This window comes from Rubritalea sp. (assembly GCF_039830215.1).
In the GTDB taxonomy this organism is placed as follows: Bacteria; Verrucomicrobiota; Verrucomicrobiia; order Verrucomicrobiales; family Akkermansiaceae; genus Rubritalea.
The window spans coordinates 1-11,579 of record NZ_JBDOPO010000320.1 but is presented as its reverse complement, the minus strand read 5'-3'; the positions used below and the strand labels follow the sequence as shown (position 1 = coordinate 11,579).

The 11,579-nt window shown below is 48.7% G+C and carries 7 protein-coding genes; 6 read left to right on the top strand and 1 reads right to left on the bottom strand.

Going from position 1 to position 11,579, the window contains the following annotated elements; genetic code table 11:
• Window positions 1–285 precede the first annotated feature (285 nt).
• Complete coding sequence (locus tag ABGY95_RS10820; RefSeq protein ID WP_347441697.1) at window positions 286–1,380, bottom strand: hypothetical protein; 1,095 nt, start codon at window positions 1,378–1,380, stop codon at window positions 286–288.
• Window positions 1,381–1,728: 348 nt separating this feature from the next.
• On the opposite strand from ABGY95_RS10820, the gene ABGY95_RS10815 reads away from it, so the two are divergent.
• From ABGY95_RS10815 to ABGY95_RS10790, 6 genes are all read left to right on the top strand, one after another.
• On the top strand, window positions 1,729–3,348 hold the full coding sequence (locus ABGY95_RS10815) for a sialate O-acetylesterase (RefSeq protein ID WP_347441696.1): 1,620 nt from the start codon (window positions 1,729–1,731) through the stop codon (window positions 3,346–3,348).
• A 374-nt stretch (window positions 3,349–3,722) separates the two neighbouring features.
• Window positions 3,723–3,866: a hypothetical protein gene (locus ABGY95_RS10810; RefSeq protein WP_347441695.1), complete on the top strand. Its 144-nt coding sequence runs from the start codon at window positions 3,723–3,725 to the stop codon at window positions 3,864–3,866.
• Window positions 3,863–5,704: a dienelactone hydrolase family protein gene (locus ABGY95_RS10805; RefSeq protein ID WP_347441694.1), complete on the top strand. Its 1,842-nt coding sequence runs from the start codon at window positions 3,863–3,865 to the stop codon at window positions 5,702–5,704. Before ABGY95_RS10810 ends, ABGY95_RS10805 begins: the two co-directional genes overlap by 4 nt.
• Window positions 5,705–5,735: 31 nt before the next feature.
• Window positions 5,736–7,172: an arylsulfatase gene (locus ABGY95_RS10800; RefSeq protein ID WP_347441693.1), complete on the top strand. Its 1,437-nt coding sequence runs from the start codon at window positions 5,736–5,738 to the stop codon at window positions 7,170–7,172.
• Between the two features lie 20 nt (window positions 7,173–7,192).
• Window positions 7,193–8,689 (top strand): sulfatase, encoded by a 1,497-nt coding sequence (locus tag ABGY95_RS10795; protein ID WP_347441692.1) that lies wholly within the window; start codon window positions 7,193–7,195, stop codon window positions 8,687–8,689.
• A gap of 310 nt (window positions 8,690–8,999) precedes the next feature.
• A partial coding sequence (locus tag ABGY95_RS10790) for a sialate O-acetylesterase (protein ID WP_347441691.1) occupies window positions 9,000–11,579 on the top strand: 2,580 nt, incomplete at its 3' end.

Here is an 11,579-nt window from a genome sequence, read left to right as displayed (position 1 = left end):
CGCCAATCTCAGCATAAGTGAGCCCCTGTTTACGAAGAAGTACAGCTTGCTTGCGTCTATCTTCGAGTTGGCTAGGTGTGAGCGTACGTGCGTCTTGAAGTTTCATAGCTTATATCCAGCAGAAATAATACCAACTGGTTTTCCGCCTGATTAATAATGTAGTGATGCGACAGGAAGAAACGCTAGCTTGCCCCAAATATTTTATAAAAAATAAGCCCCGATATATAATATATCGAGGCCTTCTATTGATCTAAATGAAAGATTTATTTTTATGAAGTAGTCGCGCTACTTTCCTTCAATGAGAACCTTGGTCTCACCAGACTCCTTAACCAGTGAAAGTTGCCCCCCAGTAATTTCGGCTAGTGCGGCCATTGCGTCAAGCTCAGATTCTTCGACCATGCAAACCGAATTGATAATGACGCCAGCGCGTTCGGCTTTTGTGGCGATTTTGTGAGCCACCCGCTTTGAGTCTCTTGGCTCCTTGGCGCAGCCACCGTCACCCATGAAAAAGATAGCCTCTGGGCGAGGCTGCATGTTAAGTGCTAGATCGAAGGCTGGCTCCCAAGTTGTTCCAGGCACAAGAGAGACGCTTTCAATGGCGGAAAGTGACTCATCGATATTTTGCTTGCTCCCTTTGAGCCATTCTGGTGCGCCGGCCTTCTTGCCTTTAGTGTCCCAATCGTGCGCATCTTTTCCTTTTTCCCAGTCGTATTCATCATCGCCATACTTAACGATAGCAGATTTTTTGTTCGCTGCTACAGATACCTCAGCGCCTACGACCCAGGCTGGGCCACCAAAAAATATCAATTGGTACTCAAGCGACTCAGGTAAGGCGCCAACTGAGCGTGCGAGCTCAGTCTTGAGTAATTTGAGGCGCTTGCCATTGTTCATCGATTTTGAGACATCAATAACGAAACAAAGTCGCTTAGCATTGACTTTTTGCTGGAAGAATGATGCCGCACCCCCGCCTCCACCGCTACCCCAGCCGTCACCATCGCCCCAACCCTCACCGAAATCATCTCCGTTTCCAAAGGCTAAAGAAGGTTCATCGACCTCCACGTCTGGCACGGGAACAGCAGTAGGTGAAGCGCTAGCCGAAGCTATGACTTTTGCCATGGATGATGATGGAGCTGAAGGCTTACGCTCGACTTGATTTGTCATTTCAGGCTTTTCAATATCCTCAGATTCATCCACTCCAGTTGCATAAGAAATGATCTCAGGTGTGCTCTTCACTTCAACAACTAGTGCTATGACAAAAAGAATCAGACAAATCAAAAATAGTGAAAGCACAGAAATGATTAGCGCTGACAGAGTGGAATTTCTTTTTTGAGTAGCTAATTTAGCTGCGGCTTCAGGGGTGATTTTTGCGTGGACGCTCATGGGTTTTAAGTTATGGTGCTATCTATTGACAAATAGTTATAGGTTCAGAAGTAATAATTATTCACATGTGCAGTATTGGAATAACGATAACTTGTTAAGGTCTGAATGTATATATGTAATACATGCGTTGTTTATTTGCTTTTCTAATTTGCGACATTCTGTTGCATGATTAACGACGAGGTATTCCGTGTACTCTTTAATCTGTGTCGCTATGATTCTGTCGACTGGTCATATACTAGGTGTTATCTTACTCACTTTTTCTGCTTAGCATCATCCAAACGCAGGATGGTCGGAGGTATCTATAGTCATCAGCATCCAAGCACTAACCTTCTGGAATTGATTACTTACATGAATCTAACAAAATCTACTTTTATTACATGTGTTGTGGCTACCTCTGGTATTGCCATGGCTGATCTGAAACCTGCACCAATTTTCACCGATAACATGGTGATCCAGCGTGAGACTCAAGCACCCGTTTGGGGATGGGCTGATGCGGGCGAGAAGGTCACCGTGACTGGTAGTTGGGGCGAATCTGCCACAACGCTAACTGGTGAAGACGGTAAGTGGATGGTGAAATTGCAGACACCGAAGGCTGGTGGTCCGCACACCATTTCATTTAAAGGTGGCAATACGGTCGAAGTCAAAAATGTTCTCTCTGGTGAGGTCTGGTTTTGTTCAGGTCAGTCGAATATGGATTTTACGATGAGCATGCTGGTTAAGACAAGACCAGGGAAGACGAAAGATGCGGATGTTCTTGCTGCTGAGTATATTAAAAAGGAGATTTCAATCGCCAAGGATGACCTATTTAGGCAGTTTACCGTCGAGAAAAATACATCACCACTTGAACAGCTGGATGCGTTTGCGGGCAGTTGGATCGTTTCAGCTCCTGAGGCCAATGTTAAATTTTCTGCCACCGCTTACTTTTTTGGTCGCGAGTTGCGGAAGCAACTTAATGTGCCGGTTGCTCTGATTAAGTGTGCATGGGGGGGCACCAAGGTTGAGCCTTGGATTCCCGCTGAGGCTTTTAAGGAAGATAAGGAAATGGCAGCATATTTTGAGAGTAATATGTCGGACTACCAAACCAAATTGGCCAAGTGGGATGCTGCAGTGAAGAAGGCAAAAAGCCAACCCGAGGCACAACAAGTTAAAACTGGTAAAAAGAAACGCAAAGTCGGCAAGCCTATTCATCCCGCTGGGAATCAACAACATCCCTCCACACTCTTTAATGCGATGGTTAACCCCGTGATACCGTACGCTATCAAAGGTGCGATCTGGTATCAGGGGGAATCTAACGCGAAGCATAATACCGCGAAATATGAACATAATTTCAGGGCGATGATCAGCGCATGGCGTAAGCACTGGGGACAGGGGGATTTCCCGTTCTACTTCGCTCAGTTGGCAAGTTTTAGAAATCCTAGTAAGGAGCCAGTTGATTATGACGGATGGGCATCGATCACTGATCAACAGCGCAGAACGCTGGGGCTGCAAAATACCGGGATGGCGGTGTTGAGTGATATCGGTGAAGCTAAGGATATTCATCCGCATAACAAAATAGACGCTGGCAAGCGCTTGGCACTGTGGGCATTGAAATATGATTATAATCAGAAGGTCCCTGCTTGGAGTGGCCCTCTCTACCAGGGTCACCAGATTAAGGACGATAAAGTAGTCATCAAATTTGACTCTGTGGGCTCGGGTTTGATGTCCGGGGTAAAGGACGGCTTGAAGGATACCAAAGAAACTAAAGAGCCACTGAGGCATTTCCAGATTTGTGGCAAAGACCGCCAGTGGAAATGGGCTGTGGCTGAGATTACTGGTAGGGACACAATCACAGTATCGCACCCGGATGTGCCGGCGCCAGTGGTTGTCCGCTATGCATGGGCACAAAATGCGGAAGCAGCCAACCTTTATAACAATGAGGGCTTGCCAGCTTCAATCTTCACCACGGAGCTTGAAATTCCCGTTAAATAAGAGGATTAGGCCTAGGCCTGTCGGAATGTGGAGTTAAACTTAAAGGGTATATTACGGTGCAACATGGAAAGAAGGGGCATCTGTCTGTTGTAGTCTCGATGATATTGGCTTGCCTAGTATGTTGCACTGTTTCCGCAGGCGTTGCGCCGGAAGGACAAGTAATGATGGAAGAGGCTGATTGTAAGTTGTCTGGAAGGTAGAACTAAATGAGCAACCTCCGCGGTTAAAGCTACCTATTCCTGATGATGGACGCTCGAATCTAGTGGAACCAGCAAGTCTGCCGCCTCGAGTTTAACCGATACTTGGAAACCGATCTTGGCTTGTACATTAGCAACAAAGCCGATTTTTCGGAGTCGGCTAAATCCAAGCAAATTGTGTTATCTCAGGATATCGATGCGGATCAAGGTGGTATCATAAAACGTGAAGAATCCACAGCGGCCTATGCTTCTCTATTTGAGCGCTGGGATTCGCACTTCGACGGTTTGTTAGATAAGAGAGAAATTTGGCAAGTAAAATGATGAATCAAATATTTGCAGCGAAGAGCTTGGTTTTGAGCCTATGTTTTAATGTCTTCGCAAAGGAAACTTTTCCTGTCTATCTGGCGGCTGATGTGCCGCAAACCCCGATCGAGCTGTGGAAGGATTATGATCCACGCAGTGAGGCGCTGGACGTGCAGGTCGTCAAGGAGTGGAAAAATGACGGCGTGATCACACGCTACATCACCTTCAAGGTCGGCAAGTTCAAGAATACGGATTCCAGAATTGCGGCTTATTATAGTTTTCCCGACAACGGTAAGAAAAACGCTGCTTTTGTATGGTGTCATGGCGGCGGGCAACGCGCTGAACGGGCTCACGGTGTGTCTTTTGCCAAACATGGATTTGCTACGATCGATATCAACTGGCTCGGCCGCCCGATGGAGAATGATGTCGAGGTGAACACTGATTGGGGAAAGGTGGATCCGAGCCAAGGGCCACGCTTTTATTCGAAGGCCTTGCGCAAGGGATGGAAGCGGAGCCTGCAGCCGGATCAATATTCAATTGATCCAGTTGTTAGTCCGAGAAATAGCAATTGGTTTCTATTGGTTACCGCGGCCAAACGGGCAATTACTTTCCTAGAGCAACAACCAGAGGTCCACGCTGACCGTATCGGGATGGCTGGATTTTCCATGGGAGGCATGGTGACATCGCTGACTGCGATGGATCCCCGACTCAAAGCTGTCGTCCCATTTGTCGGCGGAACCGGCTACAAATTTGAAGATTTCCCAGGCGGTATCAAGGGTTCCAGTATCCGGCAACACTTTCAGGACTTGGACATGTATAGAAAAACTGTGGATCCGAGTGCTTACTGGCCGTTGGTGACATGTCCTGTCCTTTTCATTAGCTCATCGAATGATTTCCACTCGGCCTTCGATCGTATCTACAAGAGCATGGCCTTGCTGAAGCATAATGAATGGCGGGTGAGCACTAACATCCACGAGAATCACGACCCTGGGCCGGAGCAGTGGGCGCTACAAATCAAGTGGTTCAATCTACACCTGAAGGGGATCAATCAGAAAATCCCAGTCACGCCGCCGAGCACCTTAGAAATCAACGGTCAAACTGCACGGTTCACGGTGACTCCAGAAGATCGGCAGCAGCGCTTGCTCATTACCGAAATCTACTACTCCTACGATCCCAATGCGCGGACTCGTTTCTGGACCCGAGCGGATGCCGTGCAGTCGGGCGATTCTTGGAGCTTGGATTTGGAAATCCACAAACAGCTACCACTCTACGTCTATGCAAGTTGCCGCTATAGCATTGACGAAGAGATGGAAACTCTGAAGGGGCCGACCTCAACGATTGTTGTGAACTCACTGGAACAATCGATTGTGCCAGAGTATGTCGATCTGGAGGCTCTGACTGTTCTCCATCATGGGAATACCGTCATCGATGATTTCAAAAATGGACTTCAAGATTGGGCTGTTAGGGAGGGTGGAGAGTTAATTCGTACCTACAAATTCCAAAGCCCAGACGTGGACCGTTCAAACGATAGGAGGCTTTTACTGCGGATTGACCCTAGTGGTCGCAAGCTCTCATTACGTTTGTCGACCGGGAGTAGCTTTCTCCATAGTCAGTTGAATCAGGGGAGTTTCTTTGTAACTAAAAGTGTCGAAGGTCAAGGGTTGCAAGATGTGGTATTTGAGCCAAAGGATTTCAAAAAAAGTGGTAAGAAGCGCCAAGCTGGGGAGGTGATCGATTGGTCGCGCATCACTCGCTTTGACCTATCGATCCTCGACTTGAAAACCAAACAAAAAGTAGATCTGAGCTCAGAACAGGGAATCAGCATGCTGAAGCTCATTTCATTGGTAGACGAGTAGATCCAATAAAGTTTTATGCTAAGCTATCTAAGTGAATAAGAAATTGTCATTTGCGGTTATCCTATTTTTGTGGGCAGCTACTGCCGCCGTTGCCACTCATCTCAGTAAGCCTAACATTATCATCATTCTTGCCGATGATATGGGCTATGGGGATTGCGGGGTGTATAACTCTGAGTCCAAAATCAAAACGCCGCATATCGATCAGTTAGCTGAAGAGGGGCTGCTCTTTACTGATGCTCATGCTGCGGCCAGTACCTGCACGCCCTCACGTTATGGCTTGCTGACAGGGACCAATCCAGTTCGGACGGGGGTGTTGAATACTCTGTTAGAGCGCGGCGATCCAATCATTGGTGAGGGCGAAAAGACTATTGCTGCTATGTTGAAAGATCAGGGCTATGTCGCCAGAATGATAGGTAAGTGGCACTTGGGTTTTGAGGCAGATAAGAGCGGTAAAAGGCCCGCTCTAGATTTTTCAAAGTCGCTTATGGGTGGCCCCTTGGATCATGGTTTTGATTCATTCTACGGCATCAATTCCTCTCTGAGCTCATCCCCCATGTGTTTTACGCGGGACCGGAGTGTGGTGGCGCTTCCCACCGAAAAAGGCACTATAAAAAAATACAATGCAGATGGAACAATGAGCGATGTGAAAGTCATGAAGTCACCGGGATGTCGGCCGGAAGATGCCAGCCCGTTATTCTGCCTAGAAGCTCTTAAAATCATTCGGGAGCAAGCTGCGTCATCAGACGCCAAGCCTCTGTTTCTTTACTATGCTTCGCCGGCTCCCCACCAGCCTTGGGTACCTAGTGCGGCGTTTAGGGGTAAGAGCGGACTTGGGGACTACGCTGATTATGTAATGCAGCTTGATGATGTGGTCGGTCAGATCAACAAGGCCCTCAAGCAGACTGGTCTAGATAAAAACACTCTTTTGATTTTCACCACTGACAATGGAACTGGCCCCAAGGCTGTGAAGGTCATGGCTAGACGTGGACATGCCTCGTCGGCGACTTTACGAGGGGCGAAGGCAGACAGTTGGGAAGGTGGGCACCGCATCCCATTTATTGCCAAGTGGCCCGGACGGATTGTGAGAAATCAAACAACAACGGCAGTCATCAATTTTACCGATATTTTTGCGACTTTTGCAGAGTTGCTCCAAGTGGATCCGGAGAAAAGCTATCCAGGAAGCGCAGCAGACAGTCACAGCTTCCTTCCGGTGTTGTGGTCCTCATCTCTGAATTATAAGCGCCCGGGGATGATGTTTGGCCGTGGCTTCGTCCGTGATGGCGACTGGAAACTAGTTTCTAAGTCAAGAGTTCGGAGGATGGACGTGGTGAAGCAATCGCAATTTGAACTCTTTCAATTAAGTGAAGACCTTTCCGAGATGCATGATTTATCAAAATCCAACCCGGAAAGGGCGCAGCGACTCTTTCAAGCATTCAGTAAATACGCCGAGAGCCGAGAACTAAAATAGGAGATTAAAAAAAGAATACTATGAGAAAGAAACCGAATAGAATAGGCCTGCTTTCTATAGCGCTGTTAGTGTCGCTGAATATAGCTGGCCTAGCCGCCTCGCGGCCAAACATTTTACTGATTATGGCGGATGATCAGGCGAAGCAAGCGCTCAGCTGTTATGGGAACACGGATATTCAGACCCCTGGTCTGGATCGGCTTTCCGAGGGAGGCATGCGCTTTGAGCATGCGCTCACTCCGAATTCCTTTTGCACGCCAGCTCGTGCCGCGGTGTTGACCGGGAAATATTCGCACAAGAACGGGGTGACTCGTCTGAATCAGCCCTTCAACGGCTCCCAACAAACGTTTCCAAAACTTTTGCAGGCGGGTGGCTATCAGACCGCGCTTTTTGGTAAGTGGCATTTACTTACCCAGCCGACCGGGTTCGACCATTACTGTGTCATGAAAATGCAGGGGATGCCGGTGAATCCCGTTGTCTATGAGCCTCAGCATCAATGGATCGCTTGGTCGCCGAAGGATCGGAAGTCTGCATTCAAAGGTGGCCGCAAGATCGAGGGCTACAATAATGATGTTATGACGACAGAAGCTCTTTCATGGCTGAAGAAGGAACGCGATCCGAGTAAGCCGTTTTGCATGCTGTTGCACCCCAAACCGCCCCATGCTCCTTACCAACCACCGAAGAAGTATGAGGACTTTCTCAAGGACGTGATGATTCCCGAGCCGGCCACATTGCTTGACGATTATGAAGGGCGCACTCCGGCAGCTATCAAGGACATCATGAACGCCAACCGCATCGTGCTGATGCCGCCTTACGCGAAATTACGCAAGCAGTTGGAAAAAGAAAACCCTAGCATCACTGAGGATGAGCTGACGCGAGCTATCTATCAGGAGTATATCAAAGGGTACTACCGTTTAGTGAAGTCGGTGGATGACAATGTTGCCCGCGTACTGGATTACTTGGATGAAAGTGGTTTGGCGAAAAACACCTTGGTGATCTTCACCTCCGATCAAGGGTTTTCGCTTGGTGAACACGGGTTTTATAATAAACAGTGGATGTATGAGCCATCATTACACCAGCCTTTGTTAGTTCGCTACCCTAGTTCCATTCTGGCTGGAAGTGTGCACGAATCAATGGTCAATCATGTCGATCTAGCTCCAACGCTACTGGATTTTGCCGGACTCGCAATCCCAGGTGACCTACAGGGGTGTTCATTGAAACCTATTCTCGAGGGTAAAGCTGATAAAGTTCGCGAGGTATCCTATTACCATTTCTATGACCATGGCGAACGACTTCCTGAGATGGTAGGGGTACGAACGGATAGATATAAAATCATTCATTATCCAGGGATGACGAAACCCTACCAGTGGGAGCTGTTTGATCTGAAAAAAGACCCCGATGAGATACAGAATTTGTATACCAACCCCGAATACCGAGAGCTGATGGAGCGCATGAAGCTGGAGCTAAGAAAACAGATTGAGGCGCTGGCTGATCCAGTGCATCTTCCGGCATTAAAGTGAGCTGTCTTCTTTTTTTAGATCGGGCTTACCTTGAGAGTCAGGAGTTGTCTTTTGTCTGAAATAGAGGATGAGTCGCATTCTTCTTAAGTTCTCTAATCGGACTGATACAAATCTGTATGGCGCAGGCTCTCTCTCTCTCTCTCTCTCTCTCTCTCTCCTTCATATCATCCAAACGTAGGATAGTCGTCACCGGTCATTGTGGTCATGGTCATTGTGTACAAATCCACAGGAAATGCTTGCGCAGGGTGGTCGCCGCCGACTATTGTGGGTATCGTCGCTGTAAATCAATCAACAGGAAATGCTTACATCTATGAATTTATCAAAATCTACTTTTATTGCTTTTGTTCTGGCTATCTCAAGTACAGTTATGGCTGATGTCACTCCTGCTGATATGTTCATGGATCACATGGTGATTCAGCGCGACACCGCTGCACCCGTATGGGGTTCCGCCGATGTCGGTGAGCAGGTCACGGTCACTGGTAGCTGGGGTGAATCCGAGTCGACAACCGCGGATGGGGACGGCAAGTGGCGTGTCGACCTACAGACACCGCAAGCGGGTGGTCCGTACACCTTGACCATCGAAGGTAACAATACGATCACCATTAACGATGTGCTGTCCGGTGAAGTCTGGCTCTGCTCTGGGCAGTCGAATATGGAACTTGACTTAGGATGGTATGGCATTACCGAGTCGGCTACAGATGACAAATTGCGGGTATTTACGGTACCGAGCGATGTCTATTCGCCTGTGGAGGAGTTGGATGAACTTAAAAGCAATGGCCAATGGCTGGTATCAAATGCCACAAATAATGACGGATTTTCGGCCACGGCATATTACTATGCACGTGAATTGCGTGCACAGTTAGGCGAGGATGTTCCGGTGGCAATGATTGTGGCCGCGACAGGTGGGACACGTATCACGCCTTGGATGCCTGCCGAGGCCTATGACCATCATCCTGTGATGGCGGATTATCTGGCGGATGCTCTGGATTATTTTGACAATTGGAATGCGGATAATACGAAAGTTGAGTTTGATGCCTCGCACACACGCTGGAAAGCCAACAATCCATTTTGGACGCAACTGGTAAAAGAGGATGGTCGTAAAAATCCTTCGAGTTGGAAGCAATTTCCAACGACCAAGTTCAATTCAATGCTGCACCCGTTGATTCCCTATGCGATCAAGGGTGCGATCTGGTACCAGGGTGAATCGAATAAAAACCCCGATACACAGTATTATGAGGGCAACCTGCGTGCTTTGATCGAGTCCTGGCGTGCACGCTGGGGGCAGGGCGATTTCCCATTTTATTGTGTCCAGTTGGCGACCTCTGGAAGTCAGGAGTCTGGTTCTGTAGAGTATGATGGTTGGGCTGAGGTGAGTAACCAGCAACGCCGTGTCTTGGACCTGCCCAATACCGGGTTATCGGTATCCTACGATATAGGATCGGGCGGAAATATACATCCGAACAATAAAGTCGATGTTGGTAGGCGTCTGTCGCTGTGGGCTTTGAAACATACATACGGGCAAACGGTGGATGTCTGGAGCGGACCACTTTATAAAAGTCACACGATTGATGATAATCAGGTGATTATAGAATTTGAAGCGCATTCGGTCGGCACGGGCTTGATGGTAGGCAGTAAGTCGGGCACGGACCCGACTGTGGAAACCGTCGGCGTAGCTCTGGAACATTTTCATATCTGTGGACCAGACCGGAATTGGAAGAGGGCGACGGCCACGATCAACGCGGATAACACAGTCACCGTCTCTCATCCTGATATCAGCAATCCAAAAGTGGTGCGTTATGCCTGGGCGGAAAATGCGCAGGCTGCCAATCTCTACAATGAGGAAGGCTTACCGGCTGCTGTGTTCAGTACGGAAGATACTAAGTTAGACGGGAATGTATTGTGGGAGCTCTCTGGAGTGGGGGATAGCCCTGCATCGGTCGATGATGGCACGACGCTGATAACGCTGGAAGATCGAGTCTCGGGGCCTGATGGCAGTGATTTTGCAGATGGCTTAGTTAGCTTGGATACCTTTGAAGTGGGCGGCACCGGCGCATTGGGGGCATCGTTCGCATTGACACCCAATACGACCAGTACAGTGATTAATTATGCGGATAATTATATTGAGTTCACTATCGCTGCCCCCGCCTGGCATACGCTGTATCTGAACAGTTTGACCTTCGATGCCGCACGCGGCGCAGAGAGCGGAACAGTTGGCTTTGAGGTCTATGGTAAAGTGGACGGCACTCCGCTGATTACAGATCGGCTGCTGGATGTGAATAATGAAACGGGTACGCTTAGCAGTTCAACGAGCCATAGCATCGATTTGTCGGCAGCTGAATACCATGGCATCCGTTCGATTACGTTTCGCCTGTATGCGCTGAGTGCGGATGGGGCGATTCACTTCAACAATTTCAGCCTCAACGGTTCGGTTGCGTTGGCCACCGGTAACCTCGCTCCTTTGGTGTATGACAAGGTGCTTGCGTTGACCACGACAGACGCCATTGCGATCGATCTATTGTCGGATGCCGTTGATTTTGATGGTGATGACATTGACCTGACCTCACTGGAGGTGATCCAGAGTCCGGAAAATGGATCGCTGGTGGTCAATGAGGATAGGACAGTGACCTACACTGCAAATGGTGCCCTGCTCGCGGACAGCTTTTATTTCCGGGTGAGCGATACTGCCGGTGAGTTCTCTAATGTGGGACGGGTGAAGCTCACAGGCGAGTCGGCGCCGCCGCAAAATCGCACGCTGATTGCAAATTTCGACTTTGAGAGCTATCTAGTAGGTGCTCAGCCGGAGGGTAGTAATGGTGGCACTGAGACCCGAATGTATAATGACGGTGACTTCAGCCCGCCGACGGGTGTTACGGTGTCGGACCTCGCCATT